We start from the raw sequence: 24,177 nt of genomic DNA on the forward strand, positions 1-24,177 counted from the left end.
TGCTATGACACTTCGGGACTCAGCCAGCTTACCGCCGTCCCGCCGCCGGTGGAGGGCAGGGCGTCGTGCAGGGCCGGCAGCATTTCCTTCAGCGTCTCGTCCAGCTTCCAGGGCGGGTTGACGATCAGCAGGCCGGAGCCGTTCAGCCGCAGGTGGGTGTCTTCGGGGTGCCAGGTCAATTCGGCGATCAGCACCTTTGGAATACCGGTCTTCTCCACCGCATCCTGGAAGCGCCAGACCGCGGCGCGTTCCTTGATCGGGTACCACAGGGCGAAGATGCCGGTGGACCAGCGCCGGTGAGCCAGCGCCAGCCCTTCCGCCATGCGGGCGAACTCGTCAGGCTGCTCGAAAGGCGGATCGATCAGCACCAGCCCGCGCTTCTCCCTCGGCGGCAGGTGGGCCTTCAGCGCGGTGTAGGCATCCGACTGATGGACTGCGACGGCGCGGTCACCCGCAAACTCGGCCTTCAGGCTGTGGGCGTCGTCCGGATGCAGTTCGACCAGCACCATGCGATCCTGCGGGCGCAGGGCCGCACGGGCGATGCGGGGGGAGCCAGGATACCAGCGCAGCGACCCCTCGGGATTTAGCGCCTGGACAGCGTCCATATAGGGCGCCAGTGACGGGTGCGGCAGGGGACGGCCGAACAGCCGGCCGATGCCCTCGTCGCTCTCCGCCGTCTTGCGGGCCGCTTCGGAGGTCAGATTGTAGCGGCCTATGCCGGCATGGGTATCGATCACGCAGAACGGTGCCGGCTTAGCGCGCAGATGACCCAGGATCAGCGCCAGCACGGCGTGCTTCATGACGTCGGCCGGGTTCCCGGCATGGAAGATGTGGCGATAGTTCATGCGTCGGGATTTACCCGATCATGCAACGCTAAGCCAGTGCGGTCGAGCGTCAGGCCGATCAGTTGATCGCCGCGACCTGTTGGGCATTGCGGAAGCTGCGCCGGGTGTTCGGCGCGACGCTGACGGGATCGCTATCCTCGCAGCGGGAAGAGGCCAGCAGCTTGGCGCTCTGCGCGTCCAGTTCCGACAGGCTCTGCCAGATTTTGCAGACATAAGCCTGCGCGCGGCGGCCCGAGCTGCCGTTGTAGCGGGTCAGCGCGGTCTTCCAGTTGCCTTCCTCGCCATGGAAACGGACGAGGAGCTGGCCAGCGTAGAACACGTTGTCGCGCGGTTCGACGATCTTTTCCACCGGCTGGAACTCGCCCCGGTGGGTGGCGACCGACAACTGCATGCAGCCTACATAGGTGTTGCTGCGAAGCTGGCCGCGGTGGTCGCGCAGATGGCGGGCGGCATCGCTGACGTTACGCGCATAATAAGGACGGCCTGCGACGCTCATCGCGAAGGGGTGTGGCGCGCCGTCCTGGCCGCTTTCCACCAGAGCGATAGCCACCAGCATGCCGGACGGAATGCCAAGTTTCTGTTCAGCTTCCACCGCGTGGGTGACGCAGCTTTCCTTGGAAGATGCCTGGGGTACGGTTTGGGCCTGTGCGGTGCCGGATACGGTCAACGCAACCATGGAAGCCGTCAGCAGTCCCGCAGCCAGTGCGAAGCGTCCACACGCTGTGGCGCCTACGCGCTGATTTCGTCCCCGCATTCCAAACCTCCTTCTGCTGTCGCCCCGTGTTCCACGGCGGCTGTTTGACCCCCCGCGCGGGGCCGTTGTTCCGGTCACCGAGTCGCTTACGGCGACCGCCTCCTACCCAGATGTTCAGCGCCTCCCAATCGGGCGCCGGGGCCACATTTCCAAAAATTTGATCCATCGTCAACCCGCTTGCACCCTGGTAATACCACAGCTTTCGTCCGTCAGATGTCACGCGGAGCCCCAAGGCGGATGGTTTAGGCCCTTCGGCAGGGGGCTTAAGCCATTGAATCGCCACATTTGCCGACGATAACGATTGGGTTAGCCCACCGCCCCTCATTGTCCTTTCGGACAGGGGTCAAAAAAGGGGCTACTGCGACCGCGTGTCGCCGGAATCACACTTCGGAAGGATTTTCGCTACCCCCTTGCGCGTTGCAGCATGTTGGGGCAGTAAAATCCGCCGCCCTGTTTCCCCTCGATTCCCTAGGACTCGGATTTCGGGGTCTGGGTGGTGCCGCAGCGACGCCCGGGATGGCCCGATGGCGGGCGGAGGCGGGTTCTCCGGGCCGGCGGCATTTCCCTGGCCGAAGCCTGACACCAGAGGAAAATCATCCGTGTCCGCGGATCCCTCCTTCGGCAATGAGCCGCAAATCTACAATCTCGATCAAATGTTCCGGATTGGATACGACCGGCTCTACACCGGGGATCCTAGCGGGGCTGGGCGTGCATTCGGTACTGCCGTCATCCTCGATCCCGGCAATGGAGAGGCTTGGTTCGCGCTGGCCGAAGCTGACGGCGGGACCAGATCGGCAGGGCAGGCAGTGGCGTGTTTCCGACGGGCGGTCGCTCTGGAACCGGACAATTGGTCCTGGCGGCTGATGTTGGCCGACGCCCTGCGGCAGTGCGGCGAAAACGATGCTGCATATGCGCTTTTCCGGGCAGTGGCGACGGAACGGAGCGATTCGGCTCATGCGCGACTCGGGCTTGCCCGCTGCCTCGCAGCGCTCGGCCGAGCGGAGGACGCCTTGGGAGAGTTCCGGGAGGCGGTGGCCCTGCGGCCCGACGATCGCGATGCCGTCCTTGCGCTGGCCGACGCGCTGACCGCATCCGGTGACGCGCTGGCGGCGGTCGAACTGCTTCAGCCGCTCGCCCGCCGGTACGAGGACGATGCGACCGTTCACCATGCGCTGGGCCGCAGCTGGCTTGCTTTACGCGAACCGGTGAAGGCGCTTGCCGCCCTCCGTCGGGCTCGGGACGCTGCAGAGGGGGATGAGGCGGCAGCTATCGACAGGCTGATCACCGCCCTGGAAGCCGGGGAGGGCGCCGACCTGTCAGCCGCTTATGTCCGCGCGCTGTTCGACCGCTATGCCGACCGTTTCGACCAGGATCTGGTCGGCAAACTTGGCTATGCGGCGCCGGATCTGCTGCGCTCGGCGGTCGACCGGGTGATGCCCGGCGCCACGGGCTTGCGGATTCTCGATCTCGGCTGCGGCACCGGACTGGCGGGGGTGACCTTCAAGCCGCTGGCGGCGCATCTTGCCGGTGTCGATCTGTCGCCGCGGATGGTCGAGAAGGCGCGCCAGCGTACGCTCCATGATCGCCCACTCTATGATGAGTTGGATGTCGGCGATGTGGTGGAGGCGATGGAGCGGACGCCCGGCGGCTGGGACCTGCTGGTGGCCGCCGACGTCCTTGTCTATATCGGCGACCTCGTTGCCATCTTTGCGGCGGCGGCTCGCGCCCTTCCGCCCGGCGGCCGGTTCGCCGCGACGGTGGAGCGGCTACCCTCAGGGGCGGCGGCCGAAGCGTTGGCGGAGCCTTTCGTCCTCGGCGCCACCCGGCGCTATGCCCATGCCGAGAGCTATGTCCGGCAGACTGCGGAGGCCGCAGGCTTTACCATCCGCCTGATGGAACCTTGCACACCTCGCCGGGAAAAGGGCATGCCGGTTCCCGGTCTGCTGTTCGTGGTGGAACTGGCGGCGCCGTAACGGGTCAGACGCTGCAGGCTTCGACGAAGGACTTGGCGAAGGCGCTCCAGGTCCGTTCGCCTTGGATGAAGGCGACCGCCCGGCCAGCGCGGCGCTTCGCCTCCTCGCGGTCGGAATAGAGCGCCTCCAGATGGGCGATGATCTCGCTGACGGACGACTCCTTCCAGCCCTTGCGGTCGCCGCCATGGAACAGCTGGGTCTGTTTCATCAGCGGCCAGCAATGCGGATCGTCGGCCGGGCCGATCAGGTCGAGATGGCCGGTGTTGGCCGAGAGCACCACGGGAACGCCGCAGCCCATCGCTTCCATGGCGACGAGATTGGTCGCCCCTTCGCACCGGTTGGGGAATACCGCCGCATGACAGTCTGACAGGATCGAGGCAAGCTCGCCCCGCCCGACCACGCCGAGATCGATCATCGAACCAGGGGGAAGGCCGTAGCGCGCACCCCATTCAACCACCTGCAACCGCCCATTGGCGCCAATGTCCGGCGCGGTGGCGGTCAGGTGGGATTGGGCGATGTTCTGCGCGATCTCCGGCCACGGGCTCTGCCATGCCGTGACCAGCAGGGCGTCCGGATGGCGCTGCTGGAAGGCGCGGAAGGCCATCAGCACGATGTCCTGGCCCTTGCGGAACTCCAGCTTTCCGCCGGAGAACACGACAAACCGGTCGCCATAGCGCCCCGTCGGCGGTAGGGGCCGGATCTCGGTCGGGTCGATGCCCTGAAAAGCGAGGCCGACATTGGTGAAGCCTTGCTCCACCAGCAGGTCGCGGTTGTAGCTGGAATGGACGATGATCCGGTCGAAAGCCCGCGCCCGCTCCAGGACCGCCGCGTCGAAGCGCGTGTCCTCGAAGGCGATAACGCCGATATTGCGGTGTCCGCGGAAACGATGGGACGGCTCTCCGGCAATGAAGCCGTTGCCCAGCGCATGCAGGACGTCGGCGTCCGGAATGACAATGATGCTGCCGCCATAGGGAGCGGCCATCGCCATGTAGGCGCGATGCTGGTCCTCCAGCCCCTGCAATACGGCGCGATTCTCCGGCCGCAGGCTGTCCATCATCGGCGCGTCGAGCAGAAGCGGCGGCATGCCCTGCGCCGTCAGATATAGTGCCGTGTGCACGCCGACCAGTCCCCAGCCATGAATTTCGGACAAGGGCCAGGTCAATGCGAAACGGCGGGTCATGGCGGCCTGTGGGGCAGGGGGTGTGAGGGCGCCACCCTAAACGCGCGCAGGCAGGGTTTTCAACCGGCTTTGCACGCGAAGCGCGGGGGACTGTAAGGCTATCGTCTCAATTGGTTGCGGGGCGGCACTGACCTGACCTGTCAAAGGGCCTGTCATCAGATGGCCTGGGTGTAGCGGCCGCCATCGCCCGGCAGGCACCAGCGCGCATGCAACTGTCCCTTGGCGTCGAAGCTGCAGGCAATCCAGCCGGGGCCGTGCAGCAGGCGCCGCCCGTTCTCGGCGAAGGCCGGCATCTCGAACCGGTGGGCGGGGAGGGGATGGTCGGGGCGGAGCGCCAGCGGCTCAGCCAGACGGGCGCGCCAGCGGCCCGGTTGTTCGGCTGCGGTGAAATTGGGAGCGTAGAGCTGCCACATTTCCAGTCCGCCGCCGCGCAATACCCCCCGCGCCCCCGCTCCACCGGCAAGGCCGCGCGAGGCGACGGTGATGCGGCAGCCGCTGCGCCGGGAAAAGTCGCCCAGCGTCCGCACCATCCGCTCCCATTCGGCATGGCGCCCCGGCGACGACCGGTGGTCGCCCAGCCGGTTGCGCAGCCGTGACGGGAGCACGCCCCCCAACCGGTCGAGCAAGGCGGCGGCTGGGGTCAGCAGCGGTCTGCCGCTGACCAGAATCAGGTGACGGCAGGCGGCGAAACGGTCGAGCCAGTCCGGCAGCAGGCTCCAATCCCGTTCGGACAGCAGGCGCCGGCCATTGCGGTCGGTCCAGAGATCGAGAGCGAGAAGGCCGGCCTCGCCCAGGACGAAACCCTGCGCCAGCGTCCCGCTGGCCGCCCCCCACAGGCAGTCCGGCGGGCTGTCGGCCACCGATCCGGTCTGGAACAGCTGGACCTGCCGCCGCGTCGCCATCAGCAATGGGCGCAGGCTGCGCGACGCGGCATCGCCCTCTTCCCGGTTGCCCCAGGCAGCGGCGAGGAGACGGCCGAGATCGGCGCCGTCCCACATCATCACAGATGGAATGGTGGCCAGAGCCGACGCGGTGGCGGCACCGCTCCAGACCCTCAGCAAGCGGTCGAAGCCGGCGGCCATCAGTTCCTCCGCCACGCCGGGCAGGGCAGGGCCGAGCCGACGGGAGGCATCGGACAGCAGGGCGCGGGCCTGGAGGGAGACCGACATCACTGCATCGCCGTCGATCTGCCCGCCGGCCTGAACCAGCAGGTGATAGCGGTCGGCGGTATGCTGGGCGAGCAGGTCGGGCCAGAGCGCGGTCGGGGGGGCGCCATCTGGACCGGCATCGCCAGTCATTCCGCTTCCGTAAAGAATGGCAATTCGTGGAAATGAATGACGACCCGGAATGACTACGTTCCAGCGGGGGCCGTCAGGGAAGCCGTAGGTGACATCGGTGTCGCGCATGCCGCGGGGAACGGCGAAGTCGAAGCGCCAGACATGGCGGCGGCGCCAGACTGTCAGGTGGCGCGGTGGAACGGGCAGGGTGACGCCATCCACCCGCAGATCATCGGGTTCTACTTCCCCGTCCAGGACGAACAGCGCCGACAGCCACCAACGATCGCGCTGTTCACCACGGAAATACAGGATAGGGCCGAGCAGGATGCTCGGCTCCGCTCGTCTGGGTGCCATGCTTCATCCGTCCGAACCGGCCCCTCCCCCAAAGATGGGCCTGCTGCATGCAATAGCGCAATGTGTCGTCGGACGGAGAAAAAATCATGCGGTCCAAAGCGGACCATCAGCCGTTCCGCTTGCGCAACAGCTCAAGCATGCGAGGGGGCACCTCTTCGGTCAGGACCGGGTCGTACAGGCGATGAAGTTCCTCGACATGCTGGCGATGCTGGGCGAGCAGGGCCTTCGCGTCGGGGTCGCTCTCTACCACGTTTTCGAATTCGGCACGCTCCCGCTCGTCCAGGGCGCCGTCCAGATAGGCGTTGATATCTGTCATCGTCACACGCTTCATCTCTGTCGTTCCCGGATGGGTCGCCGGGGTTCTCCCCTGGGACACGATCAACCGTGACACGTCCGGTGGCTCCGCCATTGGCGGACAGATCGGCCGAAAGGACGCCTACCCCATCTTATGGGCATGATCCTCGGCCATACCAGTCCGACAAAGGGCGCGATCACTGCTCACTTTCGAGGCGAGCAAACCGGCACCGCCATCCTCTTTCGCGTCGCCCGGGCAAATAACAGAGCGATGTTGCCGATTGTTCCGGCGGACTTTCGTGCGGAACGCCGGGCATTGGGGGCTGTTGTGATTGTGCAACTGCCCCCGTCGGCGCCCCAACCGGGTTGCCAAAGAAGGAGTATGCCAATGGCTCAGCAGGAGAGCAGGCAGCCGCCCCAGCATCAGGACACCCAGCCGGGCCGTCAGGCTCCGATGAACCCGCAGCCTTCCGAAACCTGGCCTGGGTATCGCGGCAGCGGCAAGCTGCGCGACAAGGTGGCGCTGATCACCGGGGGAGACAGCGGCATCGGCCGGGCCATCGCCGTGCTGTATGCGCGCGAGGGCGCCAAGGTCGGCATCCTCTACCTGAACGAGGACCACGACGCGCGCGAGACCCGCCGGCTGGTCGAAGCGGAGGGACAGCCCTGCACCATCCTGAGCGGTGATGTCGGCAGTGAGGAGACCTGTCGCAAGGCGGTGCAGCAGGTCATCGGCGAGCATGGCCGACTCGATATCCTGATCAACAACGCGGCTGAACAGCATCCGCAGAAATCAATCGAGGACATCACCGCCGACCAGTTGGAGCGGACCTTCCGCACCAATATCTTCGGCCAGTTCTATATGGTGAAGGCAGCACTGCCCCATATGCAAGAGGGAGCCTGTATCATCAACACCACCTCGGTCACCGCCTACAAAGGCAGTCCGGAACTGCTGGATTATTCGGCAACCAAGGGCGCCATCGTCGCCTTCACGCGATCGCTGTCGATGGCGCTGGCCGACCGTGGCATCCGCGTCAACGGAGTGGCGCCGGGGCCAATCTGGACCCCGCTGATCCCGTCTACCTTCGACGAGGAGAAGGTGGAGAGCTTCGGCGGCAACGTGCCGATGAAACGCGCCGGCCAGCCGGACGAGGTGGCGCCGGCCTATGTGTTCCTGGCATGCGACGATTCTTCTTATATGTCGGGCCAGGTGCTGCATCCCAACGGCGGCACCGTGGTGAATGGCTGACGGGGCTTGGCCGATCGTTTCGGCAAAGAGGAAGGCCCCGGCACACCTGCACCAGGGGCCTTTCGGCTAAGCGGCGGGGAGGGCGTCAGGGAGGGCGTCAGGCCGCGCGGATGCGGGTAATGAAGGCGTTTCACTGACTCTCGCAGGCTCTGCACCTGGGTCCCGAGGCCGTCGGCGGCTTGCGGGACTTCGCGGGCAGACCGCCAGGCCTCCTGCGAGGCGTCGTTCACACCCATGATGTTGCGCGACACCTTCGCCGTGCCCTGGGCGGTCTGCTGGACATTACGCGAGATCTCGCCGGTGGCGGCGGTTTGTTCCTCCACAGCCGAGGCGATGGAGGTGGCGATCTGGTTCACCTGCTGAACCGTATCGGCAATGCCGCGGATAGCGCCGACGGCTCCCTGGATTTCCCGCTGGATTGCCAGGGTCTGGCCGGAGATCTCTTCGGTCGCCTTTTCTTTCTGGTTGGCGAGGCTCTTCACCTCGCTGGCGCCGACGGCGAAACCCTTGCCTGCTTCCCCGGCGCGGGCCTTTGTTGGCAATGCGCACGTCACCAAATTCGCGATTCCAAAGGCAATAAGGGCAACAGGCATTAGTAAAATCTAACGCGACGGTGTGGTTGTATCCAATTGCTATTATTTGCGAAATCCCGCAATGAATCAGGGATTTTTGTTATAGTGAAACTAATATCCATATTTTCTATGGCAGATCTTGGTAAGGAGCTGAAAGGACCACGTCTGATCTCATGTGCAGGGCCAGCTTGATCGATGTTAAGAAACCGAGCATGCAAATGCGCACGCCCCTCGCAACGGATTGCGAAGGGCACATGCGGTTGATATCGAGTCGACGTGGAGGGAATGGGGCGATCAGGCGGTCATCAGGTTGTTCAGCCGTTCCCGCGCCCGGCACAGGCGCGAGCGGATGGTGCCGATCGACACGTTCAGCGTCTCCGCCGCTTCCTGGTAGGGGCGGCCTTCGATGGCGACGAGCTTCACGACCTTGCGCTGACTGGGGGTGAGCGAGGAAAAGGCGCGGTCGACATCGCGGAAGACCAACCGTGACATCTGTGCCGCGTCGACCGACATGGCGCCGTCCCACAGTTCCACCTTCGTCACATGGCGATCGCGTTGCAGGTTGTTGAAATGCAGGTTTTTCAGCATCGTGGTCAGCCATGCCTGCATGTTCGTGCCGGGTTCGAAACGATGCTGGCGCGACAGGGCGCGGGCTAGGCAGTCCTGCAGCAGGTCCTCCGCGGCGTTGGCGTCACGGGTTAGCTTGCAGGCATAGCGCTGCAGGTTTGGCATGCAGCGGATCAGTTCGTTTTCGAACGAGTACGCCATGGTCTTTCTTTCCTCCACGGTCTGTGTACGTCTCCCGCCGGCCGGGGCGGCGGCGCCTCATCGCCGTACGGGCGAGGCGCGGAGCGGGGACGGCGTTGGGCTTTCCGGCGCGCACAAAAAAAGCGGCGCCACCGGTTCGAAGGGCTGACAGTGTTTTTTGGGTCTTTGAGCGTTAGGACGCCCCGGAAATGGTCACCGGAGTGTCCGCGGGCCGGCCCGTCATCTGCTGCGGGATCTGCCGCGGGTGGGCGGCCCCTGCGGGGGGGTGCGGAACGATCCGGTCGGCGGTGGCGTCATTGCGGCGGTCCCGTTGTTGCCCGTCGTTGATCGTGTCGGGAGCTAAACGCGCCACGGGCCGTAGATGTTCCACCACAGGATTCGGAAAGAGTGACATCGGTGGCAGATCGCGGCGATTCCGGTCCAGGCTCCGCTTGCCGGGCTTACCACCATCGAACGCACCTCGCGGTGCGCTATGGCAACAGTCAGCCGTTCGAAATCAGCGGTTTTTCCAGGCGCAACGCCGCCATCCCGTCTTCGTAATAATCGGCGTATTCGGCGAAGCGGCGATAGCCGGCGGCGGTGTAGAGGGCAATGGCGGCGGCATTGTCCGCCCGCACCTCCAGCCTCATGCCGTGGCAGCCGTGGTCGGCGGCGGCCTGTTCCAAGGCCGTCAGCAGGCGGCGGCCGATTCCCTGCCCACGGTCACCCGGCGCCACCGCGAAGGAGGTCAGGCGGGCGAATGGGGTCCCGGCATGAAAGCCGACCACTCCATAAGCAGTGGGTCCGCAGGCGAGTGGCGGTCCCTGCACGTTTGGTACTTGGTGGTATGCCACAAGCACCACACCTTTTGCTTGGCGGATTGCATAACGGAAGTTGCGCCGAGTCATACGGTCGGTGGGGAAGCTCCGCTCTTCGATCGCCAGCAGCGTCGGAATATCGGCCATTTCGGCTTGGCGGATGCCGATGCATGCTGCATCGCAGTGGACAGGATCGGATTCGTGAAGCATCGTTGACGGGTAAAAGGGAAGGGGATGACAGCCTACTCCCTTTTACCACAGCGAAACGATGGCGCATTCCTTCTGGGGAAAGCTTTGCTTAACCAACAGGGCAGACACTTCCCCCGAGTATGGAGCGCCGTCCTTCCAGCCGCCCGCTCCCATAGGCCTTTCACGCAGAAAGTCAGGACATGGACGCTCGGTTCAAATCTCGCGACATCGAACGCCGCAGCCTTGATGTCGATGGCCTCAAACGGTCGTTCCTGGAATGGCTGGTCTATTCGGTCGGCAAGGATGCCCGCGCCGCCACGCGCCGCGACTGGTTCCACACCGTGGCGCTGGCCGTGCGCGACCGCGTCGTCGACCGCTGGATGGACACGACGCGCAGCTACTACCAGGAAGACGCCAAGCGCGTTTACTACCTCTCCCTGGAATTCCTGATCGGACGCCTGCTGACCAACAGCCTGTCGAACCTGGGCATCGTCGACGAATGCCGTCAGGCGCTCGACCGCCTGGGCCTGTCGATGGAGGACGTGGTCGATGCCGAGCCGGACGCGGCGCTGGGCAACGGCGGTCTCGGCCGTTTGGCCGCCTGCTTCCTGGACAGCATGGCCTCGCAGGGGCTGCCAGGCTACGGCTATGGCATCCGTTACGAGTTCGGCCTGTTCGAGCAGCGCTTCGAGAATGGCTGGCAGGTCGAGTATCCCGAGCAGTGGCTGCAATTCGGCAACCCGTGGGAATTCGCCCGTCCGGAGGTGCTGTACCCGGTCCAGTTCTATGGCCGTGTCGAGGAGTTCCGCGACAGCGTCGGCGAGCGCGCCTATCGCTGGGTCGATGCCGACCGCGTGCTGGCGATGGCTTATGACACGCCCGTCGTCGGCTATGGCGGCGAGACGATCAACACGCTGCGCCTGTGGTCGGCCCGCGCCACCCGCGACTTCAACTTCGGCCACTTCAACGACGGCGCCTATATGAAGGCGGTCGAGCAGAAGATCCTGTCGGAGAATCTCAGCCGCGTCCTCTATCCCAACGACGCGACGGAGACAGGCAAGGAGCTGCGGCTGAAGCAGGAGTATTTCTTCACCTCAGCCTCGCTGCAGGACATCCTGCGCCGCTATCTCCAGCACCACACCACCTTCGACAACCTGCCTAACAAGGCGGCGATCCAGCTCAACGATACCCACCCGGCCATCGGCATCGCCGAACTGATGCGCCTGCTGGTCGATCAGCATGCGCTGCGCTGGGACAATGCGTGGGAGATCACCCGCGCCACCTTCGCCTACACCAACCATACCTTGCTGCCCGAGGCGCTGGAGGCCTGGCCGGTGCGGATGATCGAGCGGGTGCTGCCGCGCCACATGCAGATCATCTACGAGATCAACGCCAAGTTCCTGAACCGCACCAAGGCGAAGGCTGCCGGTGACAACGCCAGGCTGTCGCGCCTGTCGCTGATCGACGAGCGTGGCGAGCGGCGCGTGCGCATGGGTAATCTGGCCTTCCTCGGCTCGCACAAGGTCAACGGCGTGTCGGCCCTGCACACCGACCTGATGAAGCAGACGGTGTTCGCCGACTTCCACGAGGAATTCCCGGACCGCATCAACAACAAGACCAACGGCATCACTCCGCGCCGCTGGCTGAAGCAGGCCAACCCGGCCCTGTCGGAGCTGATCACCACCCGCATCGGCGAGGGTTGGATCTCTGACCTGTCGCAGATCGCGGCCCTGCGCGAGAAGGCCGACGACGTGGTGTTCCGCGAGGAGTTCCGCCGGGCCAAGCGCAAGAACAAGAAGCGTCTGGCCGCCTACATCGCCCGCCAGACCGGCGAGGAGGTGCTGGTCGACAGCATCTTCGACGTGCAGGTCAAGCGCATGCACGAGTACAAGCGCCAGCTGCTGAACGTGCTGCACACCATCGCGCTGTACAACGAAATGCGTGACAACCCGACGGTCAGCTGGGTCCCGGTGACCAAGGTCTTCGCCGGCAAGGCGGCACCATCCTACCACATGGCCAAGCTGATCATCAAACTGATCAACGACGTCGCCAAGGTGGTGAACCACGACCCGTCGGTGCACGACAACCTGAAGGTCGTGCTGCTGCCGAACTACAATGTCACCGCGGCGGAGATCATCATCCCGGCCGCCGACCTGTCGGAGCAGATCTCCACTGCCGGAATGGAGGCGTCGGGCACCGGCAATATGAAGCTTGCGCTGAACGGTGCGCTCACCATCGGCACGCTGGACGGCGCCAACGTCGAAATCCGCGAGCATGTCGGACCGGACAACATCTTCATCTTCGGCATGACCGCGGACGAGGTGAACGACCTGCGTGCCAGCGGCGGCTTCAACCCGCGCGAGGTGATCGCGTCGAATCCCAGCCTGAAGCGGGCGCTCGACATGATCTCCACCGGTGCCTTCTCGCCGGACGACCGCAACCGTTACCACCCGATCGTCCAGGCGCTGACCGATGGCGGCGATCATTTCCTGGTGACGGCGGACTTCGCCGACTATTGCCGGGCGCAGGAAGCGGCGATGCAGCTGTACCGCGATCCGGAGGAATGGACCCGCAAGGCCATCCTGAACACCGCCAGCATGGGCTGGTTCTCGTCCGACCGTACGGTCAACGAGTACGCCGAAGAGGTCTGGGACGTACACCCGGTAAAGCCCAGCCACGACGGCGAGGGGTTCCGGTAATCTTCCATCAGACGAATGCGCAGGCGCTTTACAATGCCTGCGCATTCGGATAAGAAGGCACCATGAACCGCAAGGCCATCATCACCACTACGACCAAAAAAGCGACTCGCTTCGGCGGGAAGCGTCGTGGTGTGTGCTGATCGGATCGACCAGCGTTTCTTCCACGAGGCAGGCCCCGCCGGACAACGGACGGGGCCTCGTCGTATCCGGGGTCCGCTGTCCGAACGACCGATAGGCCGGTCCGATCAACAGTGCGATAGACAGGACGGAACCCCGCTATGAGCAGCAACAACGCCTCCGCTTCTTCCAAGTCCCTCCGCGTCGCCGTGGTCGGCGCCACCGGCGCCGTTGGCCGCGAGATGGTCAAGGTCCTGCACGACCGCAACTTCCCGGTCGCCGAACTTGGCCTGTTCGCCTCCGAACGCTCTGCCGGCAAGGTGCAGGACACCCCCTACGGCGCGCTGACCCTGACGGCCTTCGACGCCGCGGTGGTGAAGGGCTATGACGTTGTCCTGCTGGCGGTGTCGGGCGACTTCGCCAAGGCGCATGCCAAGGATCTGGCCTCGGCCGGCGCGCTGGTGATCGACAACAGCTCCGCCTTCCGCTACGACGCCGACATCCCGCTGATCGTTCCAGAAATCAACGCCCATGTCTTCCGCGAGGCGTACGCCGCCGGTTCCCGCCTGATCGCCAACCCGAACTGCACCACGGCCATCGCCGTTGTGGCGCTCGGCCCGCTGCACAAGGCCTTCGGCATCAAGCGCGCCATCGTCTCCACCTATCAGGCCACCAGCGGCGCCGGCGCCGAGGGCATGGCCGAGCTGGAGGAGCAGACGCGCAACCAGCTGGACGGCAAGCCGGTCACCAACAGCGTGTTCCGCCATCCGATCCCCTTCAACCTGATCCCCCAGATCGATGCCTTCCAGGAGAACGGCTACACGAAGGAGGAGATGAAGGTGACGTGGGAGACGCGGAAGATCATGGAGGTCCCGGACCTGCCGGTCAGCTGCACCGCCGTCCGCATCCCGACCTACCGCGCCCATTCCGAAGCCATCACGCTGGAGACGATCCAGCCGGTCACGCCCGACGCCGCCCGTGCCGTGCTGGCCGATGCCGCCGGCGTGAAGGTGGTGGACGATCCCGCCAATGGCGTCTACCCGATGCCGCTGAACGCCACCGGCCAGTATGATGTCGAGGTCGGCCGCATCCGCAACAACATCGTCTTCGGCGACCATGGCCTGGACCTGTTCGTCTGCGGCGACCAGCTGCTGAAGGGCGCCGCCCTGAACGCCGTGCAGATCGCCGAGCTGGCCCTGTAAGCCGAAAGGCAAGGCTCTGGAATCCTGGGGCCTCCACTGCTATGTAATGCGACGGGGGCCGATGGGCGTGTTTCGCCTGTCGGCCCCTTTCGCCGTTCGCACCGTATAACGCCTTCAAGTCACGGGACTTAGCGCATGTCCGAACTTCAGGACGCCGTTTCCCGCCGTCGGACCTTTGCCATCATCGCGCACCCCGACGCCGGTAAGACCACGCTCACGGAAAAGCTGCTGCTGTTCGGCGGCGCCATCCAGATGGCCGGCGCCGTTAAGGCGCGCGGCGAGCAGCGGCGCGCCAAGTCGGACTGGATGAAGGTGGAGCGCGAGCGCGGCATCTCGGTGACCGCCTCCGTCATGACCTTCGATTTCGACGGGCGCACCTTCAACCTGCTCGACACGCCGGGCCACGAGGACTTCTCGGAGGACACCTACCGCACGCTGACCGCGGTCGACAGTGCGGTGATGGTGATCGACGGTGCGAAGGGCATCGAGGCGCAGACGCTGAAGCTGTTCGAGGTCTGCCGTCTGCGCGACGTGCCGATCATGACCTTCTGCAACAAGATGGACCGCGAGGCGCGCGATCCCTTTGACCTGATCTCGGAGATCGAGAGCGCCCTGGCTCTGGAGGTCACGCCGGCCAGCTGGCCGATCGGCATGGGCCGTGATTTCCTCGGCTGCTACGACCTGATCCGCGACCGGCTGATCCTGATGGACCGCAGCAAGGGCGACGAGATCGACGAAGGCATCGAGTGCAACGGCCTGGACGATCCCCGTCTGGACGAACTGCTGCCTGCCCACGCCGTCGCCAAGCTGCGCGAAGAGGTGGAGATGGCGCGCGGCCTCATGCCTGCCTTCGATCTGGAGGCCTATCGCGCCGGCCATCTGACGCCGATCTATTTCGGCTCCGCCATCAACAATTTCGGCGTGCGCGAACTGCTGTCCGGTCTGGCGGAGAATGCCCCACCGCCGCGTCCGCAGCCGGCCGATCCACGTACCGTCCAGCCGGACGAGGACAAGGTCACCGGCTTCGTGTTCAAGGTCCAGGCCAACATGGACCCCAACCATCGCGACCGCATTGCCTTTGTCCGTCTCTGCTCCGGCCGTTACAAGCGCGGCGCCAAGCTGAAGCACATCCGCTCCGGCAAGCTGATGGCGGTGAACAACGCCGTGCTGTTCCTGGCCCGCGACCGCGAGGTGGCGGAAGAGGCGTGGCCGGGTGATATCATGGGCATCCCCAACCACGGCAGCCTTCGCATCGGCGACACGCTGACGGAGGGCGAGGATCTGCGCTTCACCGGCGTACCGAGCTTCGCGCCGGAGCTGTTGCAGCGCGTCCGTCCGGACGACCCGATGCGGGTGAAGCACCTGCGCAAGGCGCTGGAGCATTTCGCCGAAGAGGGCGCCTCCCAGGTGTTCAAACCGCTGACCGGCGCCGACTGGGTCGTCGGCGTCGTCGGCCAGCTGCAGTTCGAGGTTCTGGCCTCGCGCATCGAGGCGGAATACGGAATCGCCGCCCGTTTCGAAGGGGCCGGGCTGGATGCAGCTCGCTGGGTCGAGACCGACGACAAGATCCAGCTGGAGAAATTCATCGAACTGAACCGCTCGGCGTTGGCGGAGGATCATGACGGCGCCCTGGTGTTCCTGGCTCGCAATGCCTGGCACCTGAACCGCGCGCAGGAGGATTTCCCGGCGCTGCGCTTCCTGAAGACACGCGAGCAGAACCGCAAGGTCCACACCGCCGCGTGACATGAACGCCCGCAACTGTGCCCCGGCCATTCGGCCGTTGCCATGGGGCGGGCGTCCTTTCAGTAGAGAAACCTCACAGACCTGCCTTAAGGGATTGACGGCTTGACGGAGTCGGCCCGCTGGCGGAACGTGTGCAGATGCGTCTGACAGTTTCGACGCATAACTAATGGCCTCCGTCGGGCGGATGCGGTCGGAAAAGAGGCGGACATGGCGGTGGGATTGGAAGAGTTTCTGGACACCGGCGGTTTCGTGCCTCATGGCGTCTGCCTCCTCTGGCGTCCCGACATCCTGATGCTGCATGTCGCGTCCGACGTGCTGATCGGCCTCTCCTATTTCTCCATCCCGGTGGCTCTGACCTATTTCGTCATCCGTCGCCGCGACGTTGCCTTTGGCTGGATGGCACTGCTGTTCGCGCTGTTCATCATCGCCTGCGGGACCACGCATTTCCTGTCCATCTGGACCCTGTGGACCCCCGACTATGTGCTGGAAGGGCTGGTGAAGCTCGTCACGGCGTTCGCCTCGCTGGCCACGGCGGCGGCCCTCTGGTGGTTGATGCCGCGCCTGCTGGCCCTGCCCAGCCCACGGGAACTGGAAGCCAGCAACCGTGCGCTGGCGTTGGAGGTCGCGACCCGGCGGGAGATGGAAGCCCGCTATTCTAGCTTTTTCAACAATCTAGGCGAGGCGTTGTTCATCGTCCAGGTGCTGCCCGACGGTGACTTCGCCTATGAGGCGATCAATCCGGCACTGGCGCGGATCGGTGGCCTGGACCCCGAGCAGTTGCGCGACCGCCGTGTCCGGGATGCCGTGGCGCCGGAGTTGGCCGATCTGGTCATTCCCCGCTACACCGCCTGCCGCGACAGCGGCGAGACCATCGATTACGAAGAGACGCTGGACATGCCGGCCGGCCAGCGCGTCTTCCACACCATGCTGGTCCCGGTCAAGGACGCCGCCGGCCGGGTCATCCAGATCCTCGGCAGCGGCCGCGACGTCACCGAGCGCAAGCGGCTGCAGGAGGAGGTGGTCCAGACATCCAAGTTGGCGACGCTGGGCACGCTGGCCGCCGGCATGGCGCATGAGATGAGCCAGCCGCTGAACGTCATCCGCCTGTGGACGGAAAACACCCTGACCCGCCTGCACGAGAATCTGCTCGATCCCGCCCGTGCCGAGCGGGCGCTGAAGCTGGTGATCGAGCAGACCGACCGCATGGGCAAGCTGATCGACCATGTCCGCACCTTCGGGCGACGGGACGGTGGTGGCATGCGGGCCTTTCATCCTGCCCATTGCGTCGAGAGCGCGGTTGAACTGGTCCGTCATCAATATGCCCTGGAAGACATCGAGATCGTCGAGCATGCCGGCTTGGCACAACTGCCGGTGACTGGTCGCCCTCTTGAATTGGAGCAGGTGATACTCAACCTTTTTTCGAACGCACGGGATGCGATCGTCGCGCGTCGTGCATCCGGCGAAGCGGCAGGGCGCATCATGGTGGCTGTCAGCGACGATCCGGACAGGCAGAGCGTGGTCATCCAGGTGACCGATGACGGCGGCGGCATCGATCCGTCGGTGCTGCCCCAGATTTTCGACCCCTTCTTCACAACCAAGGAGGTCGGAAAGGGCTCCGGCCTCGGCCTGTCGATCGGCTACGGCATCATCGACGGTATGGGTGGACGGATCGAGGCGCGCAATGTCGAGTTGGAGAGCGGGAGCCGAGGCGTCCGCTTCACCATCACTCTGCCAAGTCAGCCGGTCTCCTCATCCGACAGGGAGTTCTCGCATGCCTGATCCGTTCCACATCCTGATCGCGGAGGACGAGGTGCTGGCGGCGATGGCGCTGGAGGATTTTCTGTCCTTCAAGGGCTTCCGCGTGACCGTCGCCGCCAATGGGGTGGAAGCACTGGAACGCTATGCCAGCGAGCGGGTGCACGCGCTGGTGACCGATCTGCGCATGCCGCGCATGGACGGCCAGACGCTGATCCGGGAAATCCGCGAACGGGACGCCGCCCTGCCGGTGGTGGTGATGACCGGCTACCTGACCCAGGACAGCGACCTGACGCACGAACGCTGGAAGCCGCTGGAAATCTTCAGCAAGCCGGTGAACCCCCGTACCATCTGCAACACGCTGAACCGGATGCTGGGCTTGCCGCAGGAGGTATGAGGGCGTTTTCCTCAATCCTCCAGCGGTTCGACATCCACGCTGACGGTCAGTCCATGGCCGGCCCCGCCCAGCAGCACGCCGCGGGCCGGGCTGACATCGTCGTAATCGCGCCCCCAGGCCACGGTGATGAAGTCGCGGTTCGCAACGCAGGCGTTGGTCGGGCAGATGTCGAGCCAGCCGGCGGCTGCCCCACACCAGACCGACGCCCAGGCATGGCTGACGTCGGCGCCCACCAGCCGCGGCTTGCCCGGGGGCGGCAGGGTGCGCAGATAGCCCGACACATAGCGTGCCGGCAGACCGATGGCGCGGACGCAGCCAACGGCGATGTGGGCGAAGTCCTGGCAGACGCCGCGGCGGTTGCGCATCACGGCCGCCAGCGGCGTTGCCACCGTGGTCGCCGTCGGATCGAAGGCGAATTCACGATTGATGCGGTTCATCAGGTCGATGGCCGCCGCTACCACCGGGCGGCCCGGCATGAAGCTGCCCCGGACATAGTCCAGCAGATCCGGGCTGGAGGCCACGAGCGCGCTGTCGAAGCAGTATTGCGTGATCTCCGCCCCGTCATCCGGCCCGGACAGGCCGCGCAGGCTGTCGCGCACATGCTCCCAAGGCAGCGAGTCCTCCGGCTTCAGTGCTGGCGGTTCGAACACCTCCACCTCGCTTTCGGCGATCACGGAGAAGGTCCGGTGCGGCTCCTGCACGGTGACATAGGTAACGGTGTTGCCGAAATAGTCCACCCGTTCCGTCCGCACCGCCGGGATTGGATCGATGGTCAACAGGCTGCGCCGGATGCGCTGGCGCGGATGCGGCCGGGCCGTCAGGTGCAGCAGATGGTGGGAGATCGGCACATCCTCGCCATAGTCGTAGGCGGTGGCGTGGCGCACGCGATAGCGGGTGGAAAGACCGCTGCTGCTGGAGGTGGGAACGGAAGGCGGAGGCGTCATCGCGTCAGGCCGATCTTGCGAAGGCATGGCTGAAATAGGCATGCGCCAGGAAATTCGACACGTCCGGCAGCGTCATCGCCAATGTGTCCAGCAGCGTCCGCAATGCCTCGCTGGAGGCCATGGCGTCGGTGCGCTCCAAGCTGTTGCGCGCAGCGGCGACGATGGCCAGCGCGCCGCCAGTCGGGTCCGTACCTGTGCCGACACCCTGGCTGGGCAGCGCCCGCATGTGCCGGTCGAGTGCGGCCAGCTGGAAGGCCAGCGCTCGGGGGTTGGCCTCCTCCCCCAGCAGCAGGTCCAGTACGGGGAGGCGCAGCACGCTGGTCAGGTGGCGCGAGCGGTAGGTCATCACGCTCTCACCCAGTTCCAGCAGCACCGATAGGGTGGCGGCCTGCATCGGCTCTTCCTGGCGGTCGAGATCGGCGACATGGACCCCGCGCATCAGCGCCACCATATGCAGCGACCGCTCGATCCGCCGGCCGATGTCGAGGAAGCGCCAGCCGGCGCCCCGGGTCATGCTTTCCTGCTCAAGCCCCGAGAAGGCGGCGAGCGTGATCATCACGTCGTCCAGCCGCAGCAGCAGAGAGGCTGCGTCCATCCGCCCCTTGGGCGGCTGGGTCTGGCGGTCGATCGCCGACACCACCCGCCACATGTCCATCGACAGGCGGTCGCGCACCGAATAGGCGGTGCGGTGCAGGCGCAGAACCTGGGAACGCAGGCTGTTGGGGTGGTCCGGGTCGGTCACCGCCGCGTGCAGCGCCTCGCGCAGGCCGCGGTTGGCACTGCTCTCCGTCACCCGCGCCATCTCCGCCGGGATCATGGCGAGCGAGCAGAGCAGGTCGAGCAGCGGACGCAGCTGCAAGGTGGCGCCCGGCATGTTGCTGTCGATCAGCCGGCTCTGCGTCGCACGCAGCAGGCGCAGCGCCCCTTCGGCCCGTTCGGCATAGCGGCCAAGCCAATAGAGCCCGTCGGCGACGCGGCTGGGCAGGTCGTTGGCGGAAGGACGGGCCCCGCTGGCCGTAGGCTCCGTCGCCAGTGCCGGACGCGGCTGGGTCGAGGTCACGTCGGCACGCCGCGGCGCCAGGATCCAGGTGTCCTTGCTGCCGCCGCCGCTCTGCATCGACACGACCAGACGGCCCGACTCGCTGGACACGCGGGTCAGACCGCCGGGCATCACCGCATAGCCGCCATTGGGGGTGGCGCAGAGGAAGGCGCGCAACACCAGGGGGCGCGGCTGAAGCCGTCCGTCCTGCCAGACCGGGGCGGTGGAGAGCGCCATCTGCTCCTGCGCCACGAAATACCACGGGCGACGCTTGATCCGCTCGACGAGGGCGGAACGTTCGGCGGCGGACAGCTGGGCGCCGAAGATCGGTTCGAAGGACAGCGACGGGAAGGCCGGCTTGACGACCAGGCCGTCAAGATGGTCGATGACGTAGGCGCGCTCCGCATCGTTGCCGCACCACCAGCTGGCGACGCCGGGCAGCCGCAGCTCTTCTCCCAGCAGATGGCGGCAGAGCGTCGGCAGCGACGACTTCATCGCCATCGATTCCATCAGGCCGGAGCCCAGTGCGTTGGCCATCACCACATTGCCGGCCCGCACCGCTTCGATCAGCCCGGCGACGCCGAGCGAGCTGTCGGCGCGCATCTCCAGCGGGTCGGCGAAATCGGCGTCGAGCCGGCGCAGGATCACATCCACCTGCTCCAGGCCAGACAGGGTCTTCAGATAGACCGTCCGGTCGCGCACCGTGAGGTCCGCCCCCTCCACCAGCGTCAGGCCGAGGTAGCGGGCGAGATAGACGTGCTCGAAATAGGTTTCGTTGTAGGGCCCGGGAGTCAGCAGCACCACGCGCGGCAAACGGCCAGTGCCGACGGTGCCGTTCCGCGGCGCGATGGACAGCAGCGTTTCCTTGAAGGTGTCGAAGAAGCCGGTCAGCCGCTCCACTTGGCAATGGCGGAAGCTGTCGGGCAGCACCTTGGCGATCACCGCGCGGTTTTCCAGCGCATAGCCGCTGCCGCTCGGTGCCTGGGTACGGTCGGACAGCACCCACCAGCGCCCATCGGGCGCGCGGGCGAGGTCGACGGCGTAGAAATGCAGATGAACGTCGTTCGGTACGCGGATGCCGTGGACCGCCCGGCGGAAACCCGGGTCGGCATGGATCACCGACGGCGGTAGCCGGCCGTAGCGGGTCAACGTCTGCGGCCCGTAGATGTCGGTCAGGATGGCGTTCAGCAGCGAGGCTCGCTGGATCAGCCCCGATTCGATGGCCTTCCACTCATGCGCCGGCAACAGAAGCGGCATCATGTCGAGTGGCCAGGGTCGCTCCATCCCGTTTGGATCGCCGTAGATGTTGTAGGTGACGCCGTTCTGGTGCAGCAGCCGCCGCGCCTCCTCCCAGCGCTGCGCCATCTGTTCGGCGTCGAGCGGACCCAGCGTGCTCATGAAGGTCTGCCAGTGCGGCCGCAGCCGGCCCTGGCCGTTCACCATCTCGTCATAGACCTGTCCGGAGCCATAGCCGATGGCGTCGGCCTCGCCGAACAGCGATCCCTGGGTGAAGGGGACCGGCGGCATCCCGGATGGGACCACGGATGCCGGCGCGCGGAATGGCTGATCGGGCTGGGACAAGGTCGGGCTGGTGCGTATTGCCTATGAAGGAAGCAACAGTCTGAACGTCCCTGCCCGGCGATGCAAGGCCGCCGGCCGCATGATCCATCCGAAAGAGGAAAGATTCCGTGGCGATCCTGTTGCGGGCGGACGGATCGGAGACCGATGTCTTGAAACGAAAAAACCGGAGCGTCGCGCGAGGCGACGCTCCGGCTTGCCGGAAATTGCCGGGATATCGGAAGCCGTCAGAGCGTCTTCAGGTATTCCAGCAACTGCCAGCGCTGCGTGTCGGTCAGGCTGGCACCAAACTCGTGACCGGTGTTGTGGTTGCCGGGCTTCGTCGTGTCGTAGACGAAGGTGGCACCCGCGGCGGACGAATCCACGCCGACCTTGACCGGGTCGATGGCGGTGCTGCCCATGCGGAAGGTCGCCGACCGCTGGGACACCGGCAGCAGCATCTCATACAGGTTGGGGACCGAGCCGTTGTGCATGAAAGGCGCCGTCGCCCAAACGCCGTCCAGCGGACGGGCCTTGTAGGCCAGCAGCTGTTTGATGGTGGCGGCCAGAGCCTCCTCGTCGGAGGTCGCCCCGCCCGTCGCCGGAGCGGCAGAAACGGCGGCCTTCGCCTGCGCCTTCGTCGCACTGCCGCCGGCCGGAACGGCGCCGACGGTCGGCTTGGTCTGGCCACGGCCGGTCAGGGCGGCGATCACCTTCTGGTGGTCGGCGGTCATCTTGGCACCCTGCTTCACGAAGGGCGTGGTGTCGAGCGTGCCGCCCTTCGTCAGCGACTCCGGCGACCAGCCGGCGGGTGCGCTGGCGGTCAGCCACGGCGCCGGAGCATTGTCGCCCTTCAGCAGGTCGAGCAGCAGGCCCGGTTCACGCACCAGATCGCCGAAGATGGCGCCGATCACCGCATTGGACAGCAGGTTCGCCGCCAGATCCGGATTCTTCAGTGGCTTGCCACCCAGCAGTTGCGGCGGCATGGCGACATTGGCGATGGCGCCGGTGTCGACCTGACGGCAGAGCGCGTCGACCGCCATCTTCGGATCGGCGCCATAGTTGACGGTGACCATCTTGGCGGCGACGGCGGCGTCGACACCCTTGGTGCAGATCGTGCCGAAGGCCGCGATCACCGCCTTGGCGTTGTCCGGCTGCGCCCAGTTGAACAGCGGCACCATCTGGATCGGGGCGGTGGTGTAGGTCTCGCCGCGCGGCAGGATGGCGTGGCAGCTCTCGCAGTTTTCCTTATAGATCGGCTCGCCGGCCGCCGCCTTGACGATATCGACATTGCCGGCGAGGCTGTCCGGCCACACGGGCGACCGCAGCTTGCGCAGCTGGTTTTCCATGTCGACCAGATTCCGGCCGCGGACCGTCGAGTTGTAATAATAGTGCGCGGCGTCGGCCGGCGGCTTCAGCGTCACCTTGCCGAACACGCCGAGAACCTCGCCGGCGTTGCGGCCCAGCGCGTCGAAGGCGGTGGCGTTCGGCAGCAGGCCGTTCCACTGCACCCGCGGCTGATGGGGCGCATCCCACAGGAAAGGATAGCTGACCGGGGCGTTCGGCGCGCGGTTGTTCTTCGGCAGGTTCAGGTCGATGGCCGACACCCGGTTGAAGATCATGCCGAAAGCGTCGGTCCGCATCGATCCCCAGGGCGTATCCGGGGTGCTGGCCGCAACGAAGGCGGCGAAAGTCTTGTCGAAGGCTGTCAGCTGGTCATAGAGCGCCAGCTTCTGCTGGTCGGTCGCGGTGGCGCCCAGCACGCGGGTGGCAAAGGGCTGGAAGGCCGCATCGCTGGCGACGGTGGCGTGGACCGCGTTGCTCAGGCCGCTGATGAAGCCATAGAGGTCGCCGGTCGTGACGGCGCCATCGATGCGCATCGTCTTGCCGTTGACCGTCACGTCGCCGGTGTGGCAGGCGGCGCAGGTCATGCCGAACCAGGTGGTCTTGTCGGGGTCGGTGTCCTTGACGAAGCCGACCGGCAGCAGATCGGGGTTCCAACTGCCGGGGGTGCCGGCGGCATAGCCGTAGCGGGTGATGCTCTTGACGAAGGGCTGCTTGGTCTGCGGATCCTCCAGCGCCATGAACCAGTCATAGCGCATGATCTGCGAACCCTGGGTGGTGTTGTAATACCACTGCCGGGCTTCTTCCGACCACCCCTGGTCCAGGTACCACAGTCCGTTGACCTGAACCGGCGGTTTCACCGGTACCGGACGTGGCGGCTGCGGCGGCTCCGCACAGGCGCTGAGTAGCAGCGCAGTGGCCGCCAGGGCGGCATACAAGGGCAGCTTCATCCCCATCATTCCCTCATCTGGTGTATGGCGCTTTGGCCTTCGACCTTGGAGGGTAGTGCGGATAACCGTTATGCGTGTAGCATTATCGTGTTTTACCGCTGAAAAATAGATGACGGTGTGGTCATGAGGGGCTTCCCCTCTCCCGGAGGAGAGGGGAAGGGAAGCCGAAAGCTACCGG

General features: G+C 65.6%; 18 protein-coding genes. 7 read left to right on the plus strand and 11 right to left on the minus strand.

All coding sequences use genetic code 11. The features are described from left to right. Positions 1–2: 2 nt before the first annotated feature. Positions 3–845: a 23S rRNA (adenine(2030)-N(6))-methyltransferase RlmJ gene (locus J2848_RS03505; RefSeq protein ID WP_149233585.1), complete on the minus strand. Its 843-nt coding sequence runs from the start codon at positions 843–845 to the stop codon at positions 3–5. A 58-nt stretch (positions 846–903) separates the two neighbouring features. Next, positions 904–1,521, minus strand: a complete 618-nt coding sequence (locus J2848_RS03510) for a transglycosylase SLT domain-containing protein (RefSeq protein WP_246194120.1) — start codon at positions 1,519–1,521, stop codon at positions 904–906. A gap of 731 nt (positions 1,522–2,252) precedes the next feature. On the opposite strand from J2848_RS03510, the gene J2848_RS03520 reads away from it, so the two are divergent. Next, positions 2,253–3,572: a tetratricopeptide repeat protein gene (locus J2848_RS03520; protein WP_281288640.1), complete on the plus strand. Its 1,320-nt coding sequence runs from the start codon at positions 2,253–2,255 to the stop codon at positions 3,570–3,572. Between the two features lie 4 nt (positions 3,573–3,576). On the opposite strand, the gene J2848_RS03525 is transcribed toward J2848_RS03520, so the two are convergent. The 3 genes from J2848_RS03525 to J2848_RS03535 form a co-directional block, all read right to left on the minus strand. Next, positions 3,577–4,752, minus strand: a complete 1,176-nt coding sequence (locus J2848_RS03525) for a glycosyltransferase family 4 protein (protein WP_149233582.1) — start codon at positions 4,750–4,752, stop codon at positions 3,577–3,579. A gap of 155 nt (positions 4,753–4,907) precedes the next feature. Continuing rightward, complete coding sequence (locus tag J2848_RS03530) at positions 4,908–6,383, minus strand: hypothetical protein (RefSeq protein ID WP_149233581.1); 1,476 nt, start codon at positions 6,381–6,383, stop codon at positions 4,908–4,910. A gap of 106 nt (positions 6,384–6,489) precedes the next feature. Beyond that, positions 6,490–6,714, minus strand: a complete 225-nt coding sequence (locus tag J2848_RS03535) for an anti-sigma factor family protein (RefSeq protein ID WP_149233580.1) — start codon at positions 6,712–6,714, stop codon at positions 6,490–6,492. 117 nt (positions 6,715–6,831) lie between these two features. On the opposite strand from J2848_RS03535, the gene J2848_RS03540 reads away from it, so the two are divergent. Beyond that, positions 6,832–7,926: an SDR family oxidoreductase gene (locus tag J2848_RS03540; protein ID WP_318604832.1), complete on the plus strand. Its 1,095-nt coding sequence runs from the start codon at positions 6,832–6,834 to the stop codon at positions 7,924–7,926. Here J2848_RS03540 and J2848_RS35855 read toward each other — a convergent pair. From J2848_RS35855 to J2848_RS03555, 3 genes are all read right to left on the minus strand, one after another. Then, positions 7,872–8,519 carry a methyl-accepting chemotaxis protein gene (locus tag J2848_RS35855; protein ID WP_149233579.1) on the minus strand — a complete coding sequence of 216 codons (648 nt, stop codon included), beginning with the start codon at positions 8,517–8,519 and terminating at the stop codon, positions 7,872–7,874. The two genes, J2848_RS03540 and J2848_RS35855, sit on opposite strands and share 55 nt — an antisense overlap. A gap of 273 nt (positions 8,520–8,792) precedes the next feature. Then, entirely contained in the window at positions 8,793–9,266 is a 474-nt protein-coding gene (locus tag J2848_RS03550) for a sigma-70 family RNA polymerase sigma factor (protein ID WP_085089358.1), read from the minus strand. A gap of 482 nt (positions 9,267–9,748) precedes the next feature. Then, positions 9,749–10,273, minus strand: a complete 525-nt coding sequence (locus tag J2848_RS03555; protein ID WP_149233578.1) for a GNAT family N-acetyltransferase — start codon at positions 10,271–10,273, stop codon at positions 9,749–9,751. A 179-nt stretch (positions 10,274–10,452) separates the two neighbouring features. On the opposite strand from J2848_RS03555, the gene J2848_RS03560 reads away from it, so the two are divergent. The 5 genes from J2848_RS03560 (at position 10,453) to J2848_RS03580 (ending at position 18,165) form a co-directional block, all read left to right on the plus strand. Beyond that, positions 10,453–12,951: a glycogen/starch/alpha-glucan phosphorylase gene (locus J2848_RS03560; protein WP_149233577.1), complete on the plus strand. Its 2,499-nt coding sequence runs from the start codon at positions 10,453–10,455 to the stop codon at positions 12,949–12,951. Between the two features lie 278 nt (positions 12,952–13,229). After that, positions 13,230–14,270 (plus strand): aspartate-semialdehyde dehydrogenase, encoded by a 1,041-nt coding sequence (locus tag J2848_RS03565; RefSeq protein WP_149233576.1) that lies wholly within the window; start codon positions 13,230–13,232, stop codon positions 14,268–14,270. 135 nt (positions 14,271–14,405) lie between these two features. Beyond that, the gene (locus tag J2848_RS03570) at positions 14,406–16,013 is read left to right on the plus strand and encodes a peptide chain release factor 3 (RefSeq protein ID WP_109443642.1); all 1,608 of its coding nucleotides are present in this window, start codon (positions 14,406–14,408) and stop codon (positions 16,011–16,013) included. A 207-nt stretch (positions 16,014–16,220) separates the two neighbouring features. After that, complete coding sequence (locus tag J2848_RS03575; protein WP_149233575.1) at positions 16,221–17,792, plus strand: sensor histidine kinase; 1,572 nt, start codon at positions 16,221–16,223, stop codon at positions 17,790–17,792. Then, positions 17,785–18,165, plus strand: coding sequence for a response regulator (locus J2848_RS03580; RefSeq protein ID WP_149233574.1), 381 nt, complete (start codon positions 17,785–17,787; stop codon positions 18,163–18,165). Before J2848_RS03575 ends, J2848_RS03580 begins: the two co-directional genes overlap by 8 nt. 11 nt (positions 18,166–18,176) lie before the next feature. Here J2848_RS03580 and J2848_RS03585 read toward each other — a convergent pair whose 3' ends face one another. From J2848_RS03585 to J2848_RS03595, 3 genes are all read right to left on the minus strand, one after another. Then, positions 18,177–19,109, minus strand: a complete 933-nt coding sequence (locus tag J2848_RS03585) for a transglutaminase family protein (protein ID WP_149233573.1) — start codon at positions 19,107–19,109, stop codon at positions 18,177–18,179. Between the two features lie 4 nt (positions 19,110–19,113). Further along, on the minus strand, positions 19,114–21,675 hold the full coding sequence (locus J2848_RS03590; protein ID WP_149233572.1) for a circularly permuted type 2 ATP-grasp protein: 2,562 nt from the start codon (positions 21,673–21,675) through the stop codon (positions 19,114–19,116). A 278-nt stretch (positions 21,676–21,953) separates the two neighbouring features. Further along, entirely contained in the window at positions 21,954–23,999 is a 2,046-nt protein-coding gene (locus J2848_RS03595) for a di-heme-cytochrome C peroxidase (RefSeq protein WP_149233571.1), read from the minus strand. Positions 24,000–24,177: the final 178 nt, after the last annotated feature.

It is taken from the genome of Azospirillum lipoferum, from assembly GCF_024170005.1.
GTDB classification, from domain to species: domain Bacteria; phylum Pseudomonadota; class Alphaproteobacteria; order Azospirillales; family Azospirillaceae; genus Azospirillum; species Azospirillum lipoferum.